This is a genomic window from Gilliamella sp. B3464, from assembly GCF_026536145.1.
In the GTDB taxonomy this organism is placed as follows: Bacteria; Pseudomonadota; Gammaproteobacteria; order Enterobacterales; family Orbaceae; genus Gilliamella.
The window spans coordinates 41,895-60,436 of the sequence record NZ_JAFNOQ010000008.1 but is presented as its reverse complement, the minus strand read 5'-3'; the positions used below and the strand labels follow the sequence as shown (position 1 = coordinate 60,436).

Annotated in this window: 17 protein-coding genes; 8 read left to right on the top strand and 9 right to left on the bottom strand. The window is 35.6% G+C overall.

Features of this window, described 5'->3' with window-relative positions:
• The first annotated feature begins 14 nt into the window (after window positions 1–14).
• A complete protein-coding gene (locus J3U57_RS09565) occupies window positions 15–911 on the top strand; it encodes an EamA family transporter (RefSeq protein ID WP_267334148.1) in 897 nt (298 codons plus the stop codon).
• A gap of 75 nt (window positions 912–986) precedes the next feature.
• Here J3U57_RS09565 and ffh read toward each other — a convergent pair whose 3' ends face one another.
• Window positions 987–2,354 carry a signal recognition particle protein gene (gene ffh, locus J3U57_RS09560; protein WP_267334149.1) on the bottom strand — a complete coding sequence of 456 codons (1,368 nt, stop codon included), beginning with the start codon at window positions 2,352–2,354 and terminating at the stop codon, window positions 987–989.
• A gap of 185 nt (window positions 2,355–2,539) precedes the next feature.
• On the opposite strand from ffh, the gene J3U57_RS09555 reads away from it, so the two are divergent.
• The 5 genes from J3U57_RS09555 to galU all read left to right on the top strand — a co-directional run bounded on the left by J3U57_RS09555 (window position 2,540) and on the right by galU (window position 6,548).
• Window positions 2,540–2,926 (top strand): RidA family protein, encoded by a 387-nt coding sequence (locus J3U57_RS09555; protein ID WP_065634104.1) that lies wholly within the window; start codon window positions 2,540–2,542, stop codon window positions 2,924–2,926.
• A 254-nt stretch (window positions 2,927–3,180) separates the two neighbouring features.
• Entirely contained in the window at window positions 3,181–4,374 is a 1,194-nt protein-coding gene (locus J3U57_RS09550) for an aromatic amino acid transaminase (RefSeq protein WP_267344542.1), read from the top strand.
• Between the two features lie 27 nt (window positions 4,375–4,401).
• Complete coding sequence (locus tag J3U57_RS09545) at window positions 4,402–4,551, top strand: entericidin A/B family lipoprotein (protein ID WP_081297505.1); 150 nt, start codon at window positions 4,402–4,404, stop codon at window positions 4,549–4,551.
• A gap of 69 nt (window positions 4,552–4,620) precedes the next feature.
• The gene (locus tag J3U57_RS09540) at window positions 4,621–5,124 is read left to right on the top strand and encodes a hypothetical protein (RefSeq protein ID WP_267334152.1); all 504 of its coding nucleotides are present in this window, start codon (window positions 4,621–4,623) and stop codon (window positions 5,122–5,124) included.
• Between the two features lie 509 nt (window positions 5,125–5,633).
• Entirely contained in the window at window positions 5,634–6,548 is a 915-nt protein-coding gene (galU, locus tag J3U57_RS09535) for a UTP--glucose-1-phosphate uridylyltransferase GalU (protein WP_065634107.1), read from the top strand.
• Window positions 6,549–6,760: 212 nt separating this feature from the next.
• On the opposite strand, the gene J3U57_RS09530 is transcribed toward galU, so the two are convergent.
• The 5 genes from J3U57_RS09530 to orn all read right to left on the bottom strand — a co-directional run bounded on the left by J3U57_RS09530 (window position 6,761) and on the right by orn (window position 12,739).
• Window positions 6,761–8,182 (bottom strand): cation:dicarboxylate symporter family transporter, encoded by a 1,422-nt coding sequence (locus J3U57_RS09530; RefSeq protein WP_267344543.1) that lies wholly within the window; start codon window positions 8,180–8,182, stop codon window positions 6,761–6,763.
• A 189-nt stretch (window positions 8,183–8,371) separates the two neighbouring features.
• The gene (locus J3U57_RS09525; protein ID WP_267344545.1) at window positions 8,372–9,703 is read right to left on the bottom strand and encodes a CoA-disulfide reductase; all 1,332 of its coding nucleotides are present in this window, start codon (window positions 9,701–9,703) and stop codon (window positions 8,372–8,374) included.
• A 192-nt stretch (window positions 9,704–9,895) separates the two neighbouring features.
• The gene (gene hemH, locus J3U57_RS09520; RefSeq protein WP_267344546.1) at window positions 9,896–10,873 is read right to left on the bottom strand and encodes a ferrochelatase; all 978 of its coding nucleotides are present in this window, start codon (window positions 10,871–10,873) and stop codon (window positions 9,896–9,898) included.
• 14 nt (window positions 10,874–10,887) lie between these two features.
• Entirely contained in the window at window positions 10,888–12,153 is a 1,266-nt protein-coding gene (gene waaA, locus J3U57_RS09515) for a lipid IV(A) 3-deoxy-D-manno-octulosonic acid transferase (RefSeq protein WP_267334157.1), read from the bottom strand.
• 22 nt (window positions 12,154–12,175) lie between these two features.
• Entirely contained in the window at window positions 12,176–12,739 is a 564-nt protein-coding gene (gene orn / locus J3U57_RS09510; RefSeq protein ID WP_267334158.1) for an oligoribonuclease, read from the bottom strand.
• 79 nt (window positions 12,740–12,818) lie between these two features.
• Here orn and rsgA point away from each other — a divergent pair, with 79 nt between their 5' ends.
• Window positions 12,819–13,847, top strand: a complete 1,029-nt coding sequence (rsgA, locus tag J3U57_RS09505) for a small ribosomal subunit biogenesis GTPase RsgA (protein WP_267344547.1) — start codon at window positions 12,819–12,821, stop codon at window positions 13,845–13,847.
• A 111-nt stretch (window positions 13,848–13,958) separates the two neighbouring features.
• On the opposite strand, the gene J3U57_RS09500 is transcribed toward rsgA, so the two are convergent.
• Complete coding sequence (locus J3U57_RS09500) at window positions 13,959–14,504, bottom strand: HdeD family acid-resistance protein (RefSeq protein WP_267334160.1); 546 nt, start codon at window positions 14,502–14,504, stop codon at window positions 13,959–13,961.
• Window positions 14,505–14,688: 184 nt separating this feature from the next.
• Entirely contained in the window at window positions 14,689–16,362 is a 1,674-nt protein-coding gene (dauA, locus tag J3U57_RS09495) for a C4-dicarboxylic acid transporter DauA (RefSeq protein ID WP_267334161.1), read from the bottom strand.
• A 279-nt stretch (window positions 16,363–16,641) separates the two neighbouring features.
• Between dauA and J3U57_RS09490 the strand changes: the two genes are divergently transcribed.
• Window positions 16,642–18,000: a histidine-type phosphatase gene (locus tag J3U57_RS09490; protein WP_267344548.1), complete on the top strand. Its 1,359-nt coding sequence runs from the start codon at window positions 16,642–16,644 to the stop codon at window positions 17,998–18,000.
• Window positions 18,001–18,105: 105 nt separating this feature from the next.
• On the opposite strand, the gene dtd is transcribed toward J3U57_RS09490, so the two are convergent.
• Complete coding sequence (gene dtd, locus J3U57_RS09485) at window positions 18,106–18,540, bottom strand: D-aminoacyl-tRNA deacylase (RefSeq protein WP_267334163.1); 435 nt, start codon at window positions 18,538–18,540, stop codon at window positions 18,106–18,108.
• Between the last annotated feature and the right edge of the window lie 2 nt (window positions 18,541–18,542).

Sequence of the window (18,542 nt, the reverse complement as noted above, 5' to 3'; positions counted from 1 at the left end):
CAGAGTAATACTTTATGTTTAACCGTACTTGGCCTGTTTTTTTAATATTTATTTCGATGATTTCGGTTCAAGGTAGTGCATCTATGGCGAAATACTTGTTCCCTGTACTTGGTCCAGAAGGGATGACCGCTTGGCGACTGACTTTTTCATCGGTTATGTTATCGATTATCTTCAAGCCTTGGCGTAAACCAATCACCAAACAAGCTTTCAAATATATTTTTTGCTATGGTGTTGCAATGGGCTGTATGAATTTGAGCTTTTATAATGCTATTGCTCGTATTCCGTTAGGTATTGCTGTTGCCATTGAATTAACCGGTCCTATTATGGTAGCGATGTTTTCTGGCCGTCGTTTGACTGATTTTGTCTGGTTAGCCATTGCGGTTGTCGGGTTAGCGATGTTATTACCGATTCATCAAGCATCCAATGATTTAGATCCGATGGGTATTTTGTTGGCATTATCCGCCGGTGCATGTTGGGCATGTTATATACTCTTTGGGCGTCAATCAGGTGCTATTCACGGTTCATCAAGTGTTGCAATTGGATCTATTATTGCGTCATTTTTGCTATTTCCAATTGGTGTGTGGCAAAGTGGCAGTGCTATGTTTTCGATAGACTTATTACCGTTAGTTTTTGTCGTTTCTTTATTAGCGTCGGCTATACCTTATGCCTTAGATATGGTTGCACTACCAAGGTTACCGGCTCAAACATTTAGTACGCTAATGAGTTTATCGCCAGTATTTGCAGCATTTTCAGGTTTGATAGTGTTGCATGAGCAATTAACTCATTATCAATGGTTTGCTATTGGGTTAATTATTATCTCATCAATAGGAACCGTATTGGCGATGAATCGACCGGCTAAGATTAAATCGATCAAGCCAGTCATTAACTCAGAAAACACATCGCAAAACTAATATTGGGTGCGATGTGTTGTTTAGATTAGAAAATTGAATAGGTTAGACGCAATTATATATTGCAATAATTGCGCATTAGCGTCTTGGTAAGCCCATTCCCCCGCCCATAAGTCCTTTCATTTGGCGCATCATTTTCATCATGCCGCCGCCTTTCATCTTCTTCATCATTTTTTGCATATCTTCAAACTGTTTTAATAGTTTGTTAACATCTTGCACTTGTGTACCCGAACCATTAGCAATACGACGTTTACGCGATCCTTTAATAATTTCAGGATTGGCGCGTTCTTTTAGTGTCATCGATCCAATAATGGCTTCCATTTTAATTGTAATTTTGTCATCCATTTGAGCTTTGATATGGTCTGGTAATTGACCAACACCCGGTAGTTTAGCCAACATGGCGCCCATTCCACCCATATTACGCATCTGCTTGAGTTGATCTTGGAAGTCGTTAAAATCGAATTTGTCACCCTTTTTGAGTTTTTTAGCAATTTTTTCTGCTTTTTCTCGATCGACATTGCTTTGTAACTCTTCAATCAGAGAAATCACATCGCCCATGCCTAAAATTCGAGAGGCAATACGGTCAGGATAAAATGGTTCTAAAGCATCAGTTTTTTCACCCATGCCTAAGAATTTAATTGGTTTACCTGTAATATGCCGAATTGATAATGCAGCACCGCCACGTGCGTCACCATCGACTTTGGTTAAAATAACACCGGTTAACGGCAGAGCCTCATCAAAAGCTTTAGCTGTATTAGCGGCATCTTGACCCGTCATCGCATCAACCACAAATAGGGTTTCAATTGGATTAATTGCCTGATGTAGTGCTTTGATTTCGTCCATCATGTCATTATCGACATGTAAACGGCCTGCGGTATCGACAATCAGCACATCAAAGAATTGTAATTTAGCATGGTTAATTGCTTTATTAACAATATTGACTGGTTTTTCGTTAATATCGGAAGGAAAAAATTCAACATCAATCGCTTTAGCTAAGGTTTCTAATTGTTTAATCGCAGCAGGACGATAGACATCGGCAGAAACGACGAGTACTTTCTTTTTCTGTTTTTCTTTTAAAAACTTCGCTAATTTCGCGACGCTGGTCGTTTTACCTGCACCTTGTAAACCCGCCATTAAAATCACAGCTGGGGGTTGGGTTGCCAAATTCAGTGAGCTATTGACTTCGCCCATGGCACGAGTGAGTTCATCTTGGACTATTTTGATAAACTCTTGGCCTGGTGTTAGACTTTTACTAACATCTAAGCCGACAGCTTTTTGTTTAACTTGATTTATAAACTCACGAACAACAGGCAAAGCAACATCGGCCTCAAGTAATGCCATGCGCACATCACGTAGTGCTTCTTTAATATTATCTTCAGACAGACGCCCACGCCCACTGATATTGCGAAATGTCTGTGATAAACGGTCGGTTAAATTCTCAAACATGTTAACTCTCAATAAATAGAAAAATTATGTTTATCATAGCAGAAATTTGTCAGAAGTCCCACGATCATAATTGAGTACAAACTTGACAGTAAATTAGGTTACTGTTGAAATGGCAATAGACAAAATAAATGAATGTATTGAGATGAATGATTAACCAGACAAGATGAAAAAGGAGAAAATCAAACATGGTAAAAAAAGTGATTAGTACCGATAAAGCGCCTGCTGCAATTGGTCCATATGTTCAAGGGGTTGATTTAGGTAATATGTTATTTGCATCTGGGCAAATTCCACTCGATCCTGTTACTGGTCAAATGGCAACGTCTATTGAGGAACAAACCAAACAAAGTTTAGCTAATGTTAAAGCAATTGTGACAGCTGCGGGTTATCAGATCAATAATATTGTCAAGACAACTATATTTTTAGCAGATATGAATGATTTTGCCGCAGTGAATGCTATTTATGAGTCATTTTTTACTGAGAACAATGCGGCATTTCCGGCACGCTCTTGCGTACAAGTAGCTAAAATACCTAAAGATGCAAAAGTAGAAATTGAAGTGATTGCAGTTAAATAGGCGTGACATATTCTGTTAGCACCATAAAGTGCTAATGCTTACGATAAATAAACTATAACTAATAGATTGAGCTAATTGCGTATAGATTGGTCTATTTTTATAGTTTAAGAATGAATATTTTGCCTTTATTCACCCAGTAAATATCGCTCTAATTATTTGTTGTTAAACTTTTATTTAGTGATTGATTGACAATTAAGTTGATGTAATAATCTACAACTATTAGTCAGTGTTGATTGTGTTAGTAGGTAGTCAATATGTTTGAAAAAATCGATTCGTATGCGGGCGATCCAATTTTATCTTTGGTCGCAGAATTTAATAATGATAATAGAGAAAACAAGACCAATTTAAGTATTGGCTACTATTATGATGAAAACAGTGTCGTCCCACAATTATCATGTATTAAAGCTGCTCGCGATTATATCTATCAGCATAATCAAGGTGCGCAACTTTATTTACCGATGAGTGGATTGCCTGCTTATTGTCAAGCTATTCAAGTTTTGCTTTTTGGTGAAAATCACAGCGCTTATAAAGATAAGCGAATTGCAACTATTCAAACACTAGGTGGATCGGGTGCATTAAAAATTGGTGCCGATTTCTTATATCGCTATTTTCCAGATTCTCAGGTTTGGGTAAGTGATCCTACTTGGGAAAATCATATTGCCATTTTTAGTGGGGCAGGTTTTAAGGTCAATCAATACCCTTATTTCGATGATAAAACCTGTGGCGTAAAATTTGATGCTATGCTTCAATCTTTAGACCAATTACCGGCTAAAAGCATTGTTTTACTGCATCCTTGCTGCCATAACCCAACAGGTGCTGATTTAACGCACGATCAATGGGATAAAGTCATAGCAGTTTTAAAAAATCGAGATTTAATCCCTTTTATGGATATTGCTTATCAAGGCTTTGGTGAAAATATTGACGATGATGCATATGCGCTTCGAAAGGCCGCAGAAGTAGGATTGTGTGGACTTATCAGTAACTCTTTTTCTAAAACATTTTCCCTTTATGGTGAGCGAGTTGGTGGTTTGTCGGTTTTATGTGATAATAGCCAAGTCGCAAGTCATGTGCTTGGGCAACTTCAAGCGACCGTTCGTCGTAATTATTCAAGTCCAGCAGCTTATGGTGCACATCTTGTGTCTTATGTTTTAAATAATAATGATCTTAAAGCGTTATGGTTCAAAGAAGTGGCATCAATGCGTAATCGTATTGTGACAATGCGATCAACCTTAGTTGAATTATTAAAAAACAAATCGTTAGACCGTAATTTTGATTATTTAGTTAAACAACGTGGTATGTTTAGTTACACTGGATTTACCCAAAATCAAGTTACACAATTAAAAGATAACTTTGCTGTTTATTTGGTGGGCAGCGGAAGAATGTGTGTGGCTGGGTTAAATCACCATAACATTCATCGTGTGGCAGAAGCATTTGCTACACTAAAATAACAATGTAAATAATGAAAGGAGTATCAAATGTTGCAAAAAATGTTAATTATTGTGTTCGGTCTTGTAATGACAACATTAGTTACTGGATGTAATACAGTAAATGGTGTAGGTAAAGATGTTCAATCTGGCGGTAAAGCTATTTCAAATACTGCTGAAAAAGTTAGCGATAAAATGTAAATAAGACAAAGTAGTCTATTTGCAAGGTAAATGTGAAAACGGTTATTTTGTGAATATACTTAAGTAAAAATGAAGCGTCTTATTATTTTCGTCGTGTTTTTTTTACTTGTTGGGTGTGGTTCATTAAATTTTCGAACTGCACCCTCAGTTATGCATAATTGCCAATACTCAACTCGCGCAGGCGTTGAGTTTTCGTTAAATTTACTTCCTTCCAATAAAAAAAGTTACCAATCAATTTATATCGCGCAAAGTCGTGCTAGTAAGCATTTATCTTCAAGTTATGCAGGTATAAAAGGCAAGCTAACCGATCAGATTTTTACACGTGATTATCCTAAGGAAACTTTTTGGCGAACACAAAGTTTATTAGATAGGGCTACCTTGTATGATGATGGTTACGATGATCTTTATATTAGCCCTGCACAAAAACAAGAACGCGATCGCAAAGCAAAATTTGTTGTTAGACAAGCAGTTTTACAAAATTGCCAAATTGTTTATATTGCTATTGATTCTTTAGCCAAAGATAAAGATAACCCTTTATTAATTGAGTCTAATGAGATATCGATAAATAAATAGGCATTATATGAGAGAACAAAATTCATTGCGATATTTGTTAATCGACTGATAATAGGTTTTGCTTGGTTGACCTTATTTTATATCGTATTTGAGTAATTTTTTGTGAAATTGGGTTGCATTCTTACTTTATATTAATCATCTAATTCTCTCATTGGTTATCGTTGGATTTTTTCGCTAGCATCAAATGGTGATTTGTTCTTATTTAAGATAAACGATAATGGTGTCTATTGCTTGTTAAGCTGAAATAAGCCTTTGCTAATTTTGTTAAATATTTTTAGATTAATCTAAGATGTTTTATTGATATCTAATACCGTTCTGACTGATTTTGTATTACAATCTAAAACCAAAGTGGCTTATCTAATATCAAATTTTGTAGCAATAATTTATTTGAGTATTTCGATTGCTTGTATGCTAAAGTTTATACCAATCAAAAATACCTTTGTTAATCGCTGTTATAGTATTTATAGCTATAACAGCGTTGTCAGTTAATTTGTTTTTAAGGAAATAAAATGACACTAAATTTTGAACCATCAGTAAATGGAAAAGTAAAAAAAGCAGTTATCCCTGTTGCAGGACTTGGTACTCGCATGTTGCCTGCGACTAAAGCCATCCCTAAAGAAATGCTGCCTGTTGTGGATAGACCACTTATTCAATATGTCGTTAAAGAATGTATTTCAGCTGGAATCACAGAAATTATTTTTGTAACGCACTCATCAAAAAATTCTATCGAAAATCATTTTGATACAAGTTTTGAACTAGAAGCTATGCTAGAAGCGCGCGTTAAACGTCAATTACTCCAAGAAGTGCAAGGTATTTTGCCAAAAAATGTGACGATAACCAGTGTTCGTCAGGGTTTAGCTAAAGGGCTTGGTCATGCAGTATTATGCGCTTACCCTTTAGTTGGCGATGAGCCATTTGCGGTCGTGTTACCGGATGTAATTATTGATGAATATGATAGTGATCTTAGTACAGACAATTTAGCAGCGATGATTAATAACTATCATGAAACCAAACGTAGTCAAATCATGGTCGAACCAGTGCCAAAAGAGTTAGTCTCTTCTTATGGTATTGTCGATTGTCGTGGTGAAGCGCTATTAGCAGGCAATACTGCTCAGATGTATAGTGTAGTTGAAAAACCGACCATTGACGCTGCGCCTTCTAATCAATCAGTTGTAGGACGTTATGTATTATCTGAAAAAATCTGGCCATTACTTGCTAAAACGCCTTTAGGAGCTGGTGGTGAAATTCAATTAACCGACGCTATTGCAATGTTACTAGAAGAAGATCCGGTTGATGCTTATTGTATAAAAGGTCGTAGCCATGATTGCGGTAATAAATTAGGTTATGTTCAAACTTTTGTGCAATACGCAATGCGTCACAAAAGTTTAGGTAATGATGTAAAAGCTTGGCTTAAAACGCTTTAATGTTTTTACTGTCATTAATCGATTATAAGAAAGGTGCACTTCGCACCTTTTTTATTTTCAATTTATTCAATGAGATGTATACAATTTGTAAATTTTTAACCTAAATGATTATTTATAGTCTACTCCACTTTATCATTAGTGTGATTTGTTAAAATGTTGATTGTGTTTATCTCAGCTGACATTTAGCTTACTATTTAATAATAGCAACTTAATTAGGCATCTGTTGATTCATTTTCAAGTGTCACATTAGGATCATTATATACGTTCAAGTCCATCAAACCTACTTCACGATCAGTGGCAATCGCCGCGGTCATTGCACCAGATACATTGGCTAAAGTTCTGGCCATATCAATAATTGGATCAACAGCAAGGACCATACCAATCAACGGAAAATACTCAGCCATGCCCATTCCAGATAATACGACAGTTGCCGCAACGGTTGCGGTGCCAGGAATACCCGCAATACCGATTGAACCAATCACAACGACAATCACTAACATAATATAAAATTGAATATTAGTATCAATACCAACCATATGTGCAACCATGACTGCGAGTAATGCTGGAAAAAAGCCAGCACAGCCGTTCATCCCCATTGTACTACCAAGCGAGCAGACTAAATTAGCTGTACCGGTATTAACCCCCATTCTGACAGTTAATGTAGAAATTGTCATGGGTAATGTGCCAACAGATGACCGGCTGGTAAAGGCTAATAGCCATGTACCCAACGCTTTTTTGATAAACGTTATTGGTGATATACCATGCGTTAATACAATAGCAACATGCACAATTAGCATAATTAAGGTCGCAACATAAATGGCAACGACAAAACTGGAAACTTGAATAATAGCCGGTATACCATTAGAAATGATGGTACGGGCAAGTAAAGCTATTACCGCGTAAGGCATGTATTTTATTACTGTCATAGCAATTGACATGACAATTTTGTATAGCGCTTCGATAAATGTTTTAAATAGTTCGATTGGTTTAGGATTTTTCTTTTCCATTCGATTGGCAGCAAGTCCCATCAAAGCAGAAAAGATGACTAAACCAACAATATTTTCTTTAACCATTGAGGCGATAATGTTACTGGGTATTAGGTTGATAAACGTATCAATTATATTGGTATATTGTTTTGCTTGAGCTTGAAGTTCTGATGCTTTGCTCATTTCACCGAGGGAAAATAGGTTGGCAAGTATAATACCCACCAAACAAGCGATAGCCGTAGTAAAGAGTAACCAAAAGATACCTCTAAAAGCAATCTGAGGGAGATTGTCTTTTCCGGAGAAATCAATGATGACTTTAACGATGGATACAAAGATGAGTGGAATAACTAGCATACGAATAAAGGCAATAAATGCACGCCCAAAAAGACCATACCATGTTGCTGTTTCTTGCATCCAAACACTTGATGTATCAGGAAATCCAGCAGCAGCTTGGATGCCTAAACCAAGTACTGCGCCAAGTATTAATCCGACTAACATACGAATCGAAAAATTGACTTTTCGGTTTTGTAATGGCCTCATTACAGCAAAAAAGCAGACAAGTAAAAGTCCAATTCCAATTAAGGTTTGGTAATGAGTTATGGATAAGAACTTTTCAAAAAAAGTTCCTTGAAAAATGGCATCTGACATAGTTGAACCTCGCCTTTGCTGATAAATTTAATTATCAAATAAAAAATGTAAATATATCGGTTATAAAATAAATTTCTGATTTAATTAATCTATCAATGGGTATATTTCAGTATTGTGTTAACTTTAATTGAATATTAATCGCTAATTTGCAATATAGTTGTTCGATAACCCTGATTGATTATGTATTCGCTATTTTGCGATGGATCCTGCGATATTTAAAACATCCCATGGCCTAGAAAAAGGAGGAGCATATAAAAAATCCAACATAGTTAATTCATCAATGGTCATTTTTGCCCATATTGCTGTTGCTAACACATTGACTCTTAACGCTGCTCCAACCCCCCCGGCAATTTGTCCACCTAAAATAATACGAGTTTCGGCATGATAAATTAGTTTAGCGGTTATGCTGGTTTGCCCAGCAACGTAGTTGCTATGGTTTTTATCTTTTACTACAACGGTTTTATAGGCAATGGCTGCTTTTTTAGCATCATTTTCTGTAATACCTGTTCGACCAGCTTCAATATCAAACACTTTTAATGCTGATGTACCTAAGGTTCCAGGAAATTGACAGTGTCCGCCGGCTAAATTTTCACCTACAACTTTGCCAAGTTTATTTGCTCCGGTCGCTAATGGAATATAGACCATATCATGGCTAACCTTGTGATAAAGTGCGGCACAATCGCCTGCTGCATAGATGTCACAAATATTGGTTTGGCCTAACGCATCAGTAATAATCGCACCATTTTTTAAGGTACTAATCCCTAAATTGTTATAAATGCTGCTATTGGGTTTTACACCTGTTGCAATAATAACCATATCGGCTGGGTACTGGTTTTTGTCGGTTATCACGTGGGTGACTTTATCTTGTCCACCAAAACCAAGTACTTTTTCTTGCAAATGTAAATCGCAATATTGCTTGATATTTTCAGCTATGATATCGGTAATTTGCGCATCGAATGCATCAACTAATACTCTATCATCCAATTGAATCAACTTAACTTTTTTGTTTAATGCAACAAGTGATTCGACCAATTCTAGTCCAATATAACCAGCCCCAACCACAATAATATTATTAACTTGATCATCACTTAGCGTTTTTTTAATTGCTTGACCATCATAGAGATCACGAAGTGTAAAAATATTTTTGAGTTTATCATTTGAAAATGGTGGAATGATTGGACATGCGCCCACCGCTAAAAGTAATTTGTCGTAAGTGTCTTCAAAACAGTGTCCATTAGTCAGATCTTTTATCTTCAATTTTTTAGATAGAGTATCTATTGCAACAACTTCATGAAGAATTTTTATGTCAATACCGTCTTTTTCGAACTGTTGGGGTGTTCGTGATATCATTTCGTTGGCATCACTAAAGTGATCACCAATAAAGTAGGGTAAACCACAAGCACCAAACGATACGATATCAGATTTTTCATAAATACGGATAGTTGCCTCGGGATTGATTCTTTTCGCTTTTGCTGCGGCACTTGCTCCAGCTGCTTGAGCACCGATAATAATTATTTTCATCTATTTTTCCTTACTGCTAATAATATTGATATTTATTATCCTACCACACGTTAAATCAAATATTGTTGGCCGCTCATTATTTCGCATTAATTGTAATCAATTTCGAATTTATAATTGAAGCATATATGCGTTTTAAGTGATTAGCCTTTTGATTAGTGGTTATGATTAATGTTTAACATTATGTCGACTAATTTAGGTTAAAGGATAGGTTTTATCACAATTAACCAAACTTTTTATTAATTCAATATGTAAACGAGAATCATTCAGTGCTGGAATATAATAGAATTGTTTACCACCAGATTGTAGAAATATTTGCCGATTTTCATCATCGATTTCGTATAGGGTTTCAATACAATCAGCGGAAAAGCCAGGGCACATGACTTGTACATGTTTGATACCAGTATTCGCTAGATTTTGTAGGATATCACTGGTGTTAGGTTCGACCCATTTTCCTTTACCAAATTTCGATTGATAAGCCATCTGAATTGATAAATCAAGACCACTTTGATGACATTTTTTTATCAATAATTCGGTAGTGAGTTGACAACGCTCAATATAATCTTCTTGACGTCTTTTGCGGTAACGTTCAGGAATACCATGATAAGAAAGTAGTAATACTTCCGGCTTTCCATTTTTTAAAATTGCCTGTTCAATTTGTGTATAAAGCGCGTGAATATAACATGGATTGTCAGCATAATCGCGAATATAGTTAATATTATTAAAATGACTATCACGTTTAATCATCTGTTTTAATTTATCCAATACTGCAAGCGTTGTCGTGGTAGAGTATTGTGGGAACAAGGGTAATACAGTAATTTTATTGCATGATTTAAGATTATTGAGTGCCGACTGCATATCGGGTTGAGCATAAGTCATTGCCAGCTCGCAGTGAGTTTCTGGTAGCTCATGTTGTAACTTGTCACATAATAATTGACTGTAGTGGAGTAAAGGCGAGCAGTTATTGACCCATATTTTTTTATAGTGATTTATAATATAGGGAACACGTTTGGGTAATATTAGATATTTTAAAATGGGATACCATAACAAATAAGGCAAATCGACCACATGCTTGTCCAATAAAAACTCTGTTAAATATTGTTTTATTGCATCTGGTGTTAATTTGCTAGGTGTGCCTAGATTCACTAATAATAAGCCTTGTTTTTTATCCACAAATCACCCTTCGATTAACAAAGATAATGGTTAATAATAGCAAGTAACTTAGCTAAAGCACCTTGATTTTGTTTTAACACATAGTGTGCTTTTTCGCCAATTTGCTTGCAGTGAGTTGGGTTAGTTAATAAATTATCAACGAATAAAGCCAATTTATTGGCTGAACTATCACTAATAATCATTGCATTATCAGCAATGAGCTGTTCACAAATAACGTTGAAATTAAAATAGTGCTCTCCGCTGATAATAGGAATATGGTGTAAAGCGGGTTCTAATGGATTATGTCCACCGTGTTTGACGAAACTACCTCCAACTACGGCAATATCGGCAATACCATAAAGCACCATTAACTCTCCCATTGTATCGCCTAAAATTATTTGTGTTTGGGGCGTTGGTATTTGTTGATTACTGCGTTTGATGTAATTAAAACCTTCATCATTAATTAACTTTTCAACAGTATTAAAACGTTCAGGATGACGGGGTACTAAAATTAATAAAAGATTAGCGTGTTTTTGCAGTAATAGTTTAAAAGCAGATAAGATAATTTCATCTTCACCAGTATGTGTACTTGCTGCAATTAATACCGGTCGATTTAATTGCCATTGTTGTTTTAATGCGATTATTTGTTGTTGCTGTTGATTTGTTAAGTTGATATCAAACTTGATACTGCCGGTGATGGACAAATGTTCTTTTGGCAAGCCTAGCGATATAAAACGCTCGCCATCTTGGTGATTTTGTACCGCGACAGTACTAATTTTAGCCAATAAGTGGCTAATCGTTTTTCCTAACTTAGCATACCTTTTAGCCGATCGCTCTGACAACCTAGCATTGGCAATAATCACTGGGATATGGCGTTTATAGCACTGGGATATCAAATTGGGCCAAAGTTCTGTTTCCATAATAATCACCAATTTAGGTGATACGATTTTAAGAAATCGATGTAATGCACAAGGTAGATCGTAAGGCAAATAGACATGGCTGACACTATCTTTTAATAATGATTTTACTTGTTCTGAACCCGTTGGCGTCATTGTAGTAACAGTAATAGGTAAATCGGGATATCGCTGCTGTAACGCTTTTACTAGCGGAATGGCGGCAATGGTTTCACCAACAGATACGGCATGAACTAAAATGCCATTTGGTTTGACTTTGTGTTTACAAAAACCATAGCGTTCTAACCAACGTTTGCGATAAGCTGGTGCTTTACGGCTACGCCACAGTAATTTTATCCATATTAATGGTTGGATAATATATAACAGGACATTATATAGAATTTGCATAACAATTATCCAACATGTCTAATTATTGGGTTACATTAAAAAAATACTTACGATAATAAGTAAGTTCAGCAATTGAGTCGCGTATATCATCAAGCGCTTGGTGTGTACTTTGTTTACTTATTCCTTTTAATATCTCAGGTTTCCAACGTTTGGCTAACTCTTTAATAGTGCTGACATCTAAATAACGATAATGAAAGTAACGTTCTAAATTAGGCATGTAATTAAATAAAAAACGACGATCTTGTGCAATAGTGTTGCCACAAATGGGGGAGCAGTTTTCTGGTACCCATTGTTTTAAAAATTCGATGGTTTGTTGTTCTGCTTGCTGTTCATTGATTTGACTTTGACGAACGCGTTCAATTAAACCTGATTTTCCATGGGTATTTTTGTTCCAATCGTCCATCAGCGCCAGTTGTTCATCGGATTGATGTACGGCAATAACAGGACCTTCAGCAACAATGTTGAGATCTGAATCAGTCACAATTGTGGCGATTTCGATGATGCGATCAACAGTGGGATTCAGACCTGTCATTTCAAGGTCAATCCAGATAAGATTATTACTGTTAACTTGTGATGATGTAGTCATAATATGTCATAGAAATTTTCTTTTTAATGCTGACTAGTGTAGCATAACTGTCAAACTGTTTTAGTAAAAATTATTGACTGTGGCAAAAAATCAATTATCTCAAAATCAAAAAAGACGCATGGCTGCGAAACATCAACAACGTTTAGCCATAAAGTCAGATGAAAACTTAGCCAACTTCACGTCACCAAGTGATGGTGTGGTTGTTAGCCGTTTTGGTAAGTCTGCGGATGTGGAGGATAGTTTAGGCAAAATTTGTCGATGTAGTATTCGTCGAACTTTACCTTCATTAGTGACTGGCGATAAAGTGGTTTGGCGTGAAAGTTTAGAGCCAAATACCAATGGTATTATCGAGGCCGTTTACCCTCGCCATTCAGAGTTGGTTCGTCCTGATTTTTATGATGGTGTTAAGCCGGTCGCTGCGAATGTCGATCAAATCGTCATTATCTCAGCTGTTTTGCCTGAATTATCGCTTAATATCATTGATCGCTATTTAGTTGCTTGTGAGGCAACAGACATCACGCCAATTATTGTGTTAAACAAGATTGATTTGCTTACTGATTCACAACGTAAAGACGTTGAAAGTCAATTAGCCATATATCGCCAAATTGGTTATCAGGTGCTTTTTGTTTCTTGTCAAGATCAGCAGGGCATTATAGCGTTACAACAGACCTTACAAAATAAGGTATCTATTTTAGTTGGGCAGTCAGGGGTGGGAAAATCAAGTATTATTAACTTATTATTACCTCATCAATCGCAATTTGCACTCACAGGCGATGTTTCAGAAATATCTGGGCTTGGTCAACATACCACCACGTCAACGAGGTTATATCATCTGCCTAATGGTGGCGACATTATTGATTCTCCAGGTATTCGTGAGTTTGGTTTGTGGCATTTAGAGCCTGAGCAGGTTATAAATGGTTTTAAAGAATTTGCGGATTATTTAGGGGGATGCCAATTTCGTGATTGTGATCATTTAACAACACCAGGTTGTTTATTGCAACAAGCAGTTATTGATAAAAAAATAGCCCCTTCAAGGCTTGATAACTATCATCGAATTTTACAATCCATGAAAGAAGTCAAAGCAAAAACGAATAAAAATTACAAATAGTTATTTGGTTGTATTTGCCAAACATCAATTATAGAGTATGACATCATTGTAGTGAAAGTTGTTGCTCACATAATTTATACACTAAGTTAGTGAGCAACTTTTGAGTTTAGACTATCGATTTTTAAGTGCAAAACCAATTGCTACATATGCCCAACCTTGGAATATAAGATCAATACCTAAAAACATGCCTAATACCCAAAGGCTGTTATATGGCCAACCTGCAAGTATCATAAATCCTAAAATTAATGTGATGATTCCTGAGGTTAAAACCCATCCCCAGCGTGGTAAATAGCGGTTGTTCATTGCCGCAAAGATTTGAGTAAAGCCACTCATAATCAGTAGAATAGAAACCACTAATGTTAACGCTGATGATACAGCGATAGGTTGGAAAAATGACATTAAACCAATAAAAATATATAAAACGCCCATTACAGCCCATAACGCTGATTGTCCAAAACCTTTAATATTAAAAGAGTGTACTGCTTGAGCAATACCTGCAATTAAAATTAATGTTCCAATAAAATACACTGAAAAGACAGTTGCGACGAATTGATAGCCTAGTGCTAAACATCCTAACACGATTAAAATTATACCAACTAAAATAAACCAGTTTGATTTTTGTTTGAGATTATTAATATTGTTTAAATCAGTTATCATATGCATTTCCTATATTGTCATGATTAATTTATGTTGTTGGGTATATGCCTATCAATAATTTTGCCAATAACGATTGACGAAAAAAGATAAGCTATTACAGTTTAATACAATATACACAACAATGATTAGGGTTGAGTTTTGTTGTGTTTTTTATAGCGTTAATATAATAAAACTAAATATAAAATTATTCTTTATCTTTCAGTGCTTCATCAAGTGTTGAGAAAAACATCAATTTATTCGGAACAGGTACAATTTTAGCTCTCGCTATTGTTTTTAGCGGCTGAAATTGTAATTCACAAATTGATAAATCAACCTGTTTTGGTAATTCATCAATAAAATGAATTAATGCATTTAATCCACCAGCATCAAGAATAGGCACCGCATCCCATTGTAATACAATATGCTCATAGCCATTTATTTTCTGGTAAATTTCCGAAAAGGTGCGCTCAGCAGCGGCAAAAAATAGTGGTCCATTAATGCGGAGAACTAATGTTTTTTCATTGGTTCGATTGATTTCAACCAAACGTGTCATATGTGCAATGCGACGCATAAATAGAATTGAAGCTAAGACTATGCCAAGTGTTATAGCAATCACCATATCAAATAATACGGTTAAAGACATACAAATAAGCATAATCAAAATATCATCTTTAGGTGCGCGTTTAATGATATAAATTACGCGTTGTACTGCGCTCATATTCCACGCCACGATTAATAATAATGCTGCCATGGCTGAAAGCGGGATATAAGATAAAAGTGGAGCAAAGCAGATAAGCGCTAATAAAACAATGATTGAATGTAGCATTGCAGCAACAGGGGATGTCGCACCCGCTTTGACATTGGCGGCAGAACGTGCGATAGCTGCTGTTGCTGAAATTCCACCAAAAAATGGCGCAATGATATTTCCCAATCCTTGACCGATCAATTCACTATTGGAATGATGTTTGGTATGAGTCATTTCATCTAATACTACAGCGCAAAGCAGTGATTCAATAGCACATAACATCGCCATAGTGAGTGAAATGGGGAGCAGCGCGGAGAGCGTAGACCAGTCTAAATTAAAATCCGTATATTGCCATGGCAAAATGAATTCAGGTAACACCGATGGAATGCCATGACCAATACTATTGTCGGCTAACGTATAAGTGAATCGAGAACCGATGGTTTCAATTTGATAACCAAATTGTTTAAAAATAAACATAACGGCAATACCAGCAATTAAGGCAGGTAAATGACCTGATATTTTTACTCGAAATTTTGGCCAGACAATTAAGACAATTAATGTCACGATTCCAACTAGGGTATCGGCTATGTTGATAGTGGGTAGTGTTTTTGCTAATTCAATGACCTTTGTAATGTAATTTTCGGGCATGTGTTCGAGTGTTAAGCCAAAAAAATCTTTGATCTGCATGGTGGCAATAGTAATTGCAATACCAGATGTAAAACCTAAAACCACGGGTAGAGGAATATATTCAATTAATCGACCTAATCTTACAACGCCCATTAAAATTAGAAAAAAACCGGATAATAGTGTCGCTACTAATAATCCAGCTAATCCATATTGTAACGAAACTGGATATAAAATAACAACGAAAGCAGCAGTTGGACCCGAAACGCTATAACGCGATCCGCCTGTTAATGCAATGACTAATCCTGCAATAATTGCCGTATAAAGTCCATGTTGAGGCGGTACACCACTGGCAATAGCTAGTGCCATTGCTAGCGGAATTGCAATAATACCAACTGTAATGCCTGCAATAAGGTCTTTAAAAAAGCGAGTGAGGTTATAAGGGGTTGTTATACATGCCGAAATGAAAGCACAACAAATTTTAGTACCAGTAAATCCATATAATTTCATTAGTTTTTTTATCAATTAAGCAAAGGTTATTTTTAATGGGTAATAAGATAATCCTTTTTACAAAAATTAAAAAGAGATGACTTAAAATAATAATCTGTTTTTTGACCTTGCCATTTATAATAGGTAGAATAAAAATTAAATGATTTAATTCGACTGATCACAATACTATCTGAAACATTCAATTTGGCTACATTATAATTAAACGTTTATTGTGTTATATAAGTTAATTTTTTACTGAGAAGTTTGGTAAATAGATATTTAATTGTCAGGAGTATTTTTATGGATTATGCCAAAAAAATTTGTGCTCTGTGTTTATTTGCCTTTTCTTGTATGGGATTTGCCGAACAGCAAATAGCGGCAGGATCTAAAACTGCATATCATTTTGATTCGAAATACACATACACACCAGCGCCTGATGGTTACGATGCTTTTTATATTGATCATGTTGGGCGGCATGGATCGCGTTATATTAGCAAATCAAAATATGAAGATATTGCCTACCAAACTTTATTAATCGCTGAAAATAAGGGTCAGTTGACGCATCTTGGTAAAGATTTGCTTGACCAAATTAGCCGTATTACACAATTGAATAAAGGCCATTATGGCGCTCTAACCGATCTGGGACGACAAAATATTCGTTTAATCAGTCAGCGGATGTTGAATAATTATCCTTCTGTTTTTAAAGGTCAGAAAATTGAGGTTATCTCTTCAAGTTCACCCAGAGCCAAAGAGACAGCAAACATTTTTGTTGAAGCTTTTCATTCAAAATATCCTCAAATCAACGTCACGCAACAGCAAGAAGATCAACAAACATTATTGCGTTTTTTCGAGTATTCCCCCGCTTATGAGGAATTTAAACAAAGTAAAAAAGTGAAAAATGCAATAAAATTGATTGAAAATATGCCAGATTCATGGGAGATGGGGTACCATTTTTTACACCGAATTTTTAGTGATGAGTTTATCCAAAAATATTTAGATAAAGGTCTTGAAATTAATGAAAATTCATCCATAAAATCAATGGATTTTGTTATTGCAGTTTATCAGTTGTATCAAGAATTACTCGCTTTTTCTCCACAATTATTAGCAGAAAATCATGTGGATCTTAATTCATTTTTTCATGAAGATGAAAAAACACAATTTAATAATATCGTTACTGTAAAAAATTATCTACAAATAGGTCCAGCCTTTGATGCAAATGGTATTCAGATTAAAATAGCTGCACCTTTACTATGGGATATGTTAAATACAGCAGATTTTGCTATAAAGAATAATAATATTGACGCTAATTTGCGTTTTGCCCATGCCGAAACCGTATCGCCTTTGGCGACTTTACTTGAAATAGAAGGGACTGCAACAGTTGCAAATCCGATAGTACAATATCCTTTGGTTTGGCAGGCAGATAAAATTATTCCTATGATGGCAAATATTCAATGGATTTTTTATAAAAGTAAAAAAGTAGATCAACCGATACTGATAAAGATTCTGTTAAATGAGCAGGAAGTGCATCTTCCTGTCAAAACTGAACATTATCCTTACTACTATTGGGAAGATGTAAAACAATATTATCTTACTAAGCTAAATAAATTAGGTTTATCCCCTCAAGCATCAGCAATAGATATGTTAAAAAATTTAAGATGATTATAAAGGTGATAAATAATAATTTTACTGAAATTGTTTATTCGTCTTTTACGGTAAAATAATTCACTTTTTAGTTAATCTATTTGTTGAGGCATGAATAATATTTTAAGTCTGTAACCAAAAAGTAACCGGACCATCATTAATCAATGATACTTGCATATTGGCAGCAAATTGCCCAGTTTGGGTATTAATTTGTTTTTTACATTGCTCGACAAAAAATTGATAGAGTTTATTGGCTTCGTCGGGTTTTGCTCCCTTAGTAAAACTAGGTCGCATTCCCTTTTGGGTATCAGCAGCAAGTGTAAATTGAGAAACAACTAATACCTCACCTTTAGCTTGCTGAACATTCAAATTCATTTTTCCCTCACTATCGCTGAAAATACGATAGCCTAGAACTTTTTCACATAATCGAGTGGCTTTTTGTTGATCATCACCTTGCTCAACACCTAATAAAATAAGTAGGCCATGGTTGATTTGTCCAATAATTTGTTTATCAACAGTAACACTGGCTTGCGTAACGCGTTGTATTAAGGCAATCATAG